Source organism: Roseococcus sp. GW821-FHT12F05 (genome assembly GCF_058806835.1).
Genome location: NZ_JBXAQB010000050.1, coordinates 1 through 928, shown reverse-complemented (window position 1 = coordinate 928; position 928 = coordinate 1). Strand labels below are relative to the sequence as shown.

The following is a 928-nucleotide window of genomic DNA, read 5'->3' as shown; positions in this document are numbered from 1 at the left end:
GTTTGGAGAGTGTCTGCCCTCCGGAGAGAGAAAATGGTCTCCGTTCCGGCATCGAACCATCAAGGTAGTTCCGCGGACCTCGGCCAAACCTGCGCCTTAGCGCGCTGCCAACCGATGAGAGAAAGTTTGTTCGGGGAAAGACTGGAGCAGCGATAGGAACCGAGACGACAACATTCTCTGGACTAATATCCGACGACCGAACGGCTGACTCTTGGGCTTGAGGCGACGCGGGCGGCTGTGCTTCATCAGCGGGGATGGCTTCGTGGAGCGGACCATGCCGGCTTTGATGATCCGGGAAGACGTGCCGCCTGGCGAGTTGCGCCGCCTGGCGAAGGCGGAGCGTGATCTGCGGGTGGCGCGGCGCCTGCTGGCGATCGCAGCGGCGCTGGAAGGCCTGAGCCGGGAGGCGGCGGCGCGCGTGGCCGGGAATGGACCGGCAGAACCTGCGGGACTGGGTCATCCGCTACAATCGGGGCGGGCCAGCCGGGCTGTCGGATCACTGGGGCGATGGTCGGCCCTGGCGGCGGACGGAGGGCCAGCAGGAGACACTGAAGGCGATCGTGCTGCAAGGGCCGGATCCCGAAGCAAATGACGTGTCGACCTGGCGGCTGGTCGACCTCTGCCAGATCGTGCAGGAGCGCTTCGGCGTGACCTACAGCGAGGGCGGCATGGGCAAGCTGATGCACAGCCTCGATCTGTCCCGGCAAACGCCGCGGCCCCGTCCTGCCGAGACTGACCACGCCGCCCAGGAGCGGTTCAAAAAGGGGGCTTTGCGCAAGCTCTTGCGCAGATCGCGGCTGACCACCCGGAAGCCGAGCGGATCGAGGTCTGGTTCCAGGACGAAGCCAGGTTAGGTGTTTAGTCCCGGCATTTGATGGGTTGGATCGAGGCTGAATCGTTCAGGCTCGGCTGTCCAGCATTTGCAGAT

The 928-nt window shown here is 64.7% G+C and carries 1 protein-coding gene; it reads left to right on the top strand.

The window, feature by feature from the left end:
* The first annotated feature begins 428 nt into the window (after window positions 1-428).
* Window positions 429-854, top strand: a complete 426-nt coding sequence (locus tag AC1ROY_RS34025; protein ID WP_493153391.1) for a winged helix-turn-helix domain-containing protein — start codon at window positions 429-431, stop codon at window positions 852-854.
* Window positions 855-928: the final 74 nt, after the last annotated feature.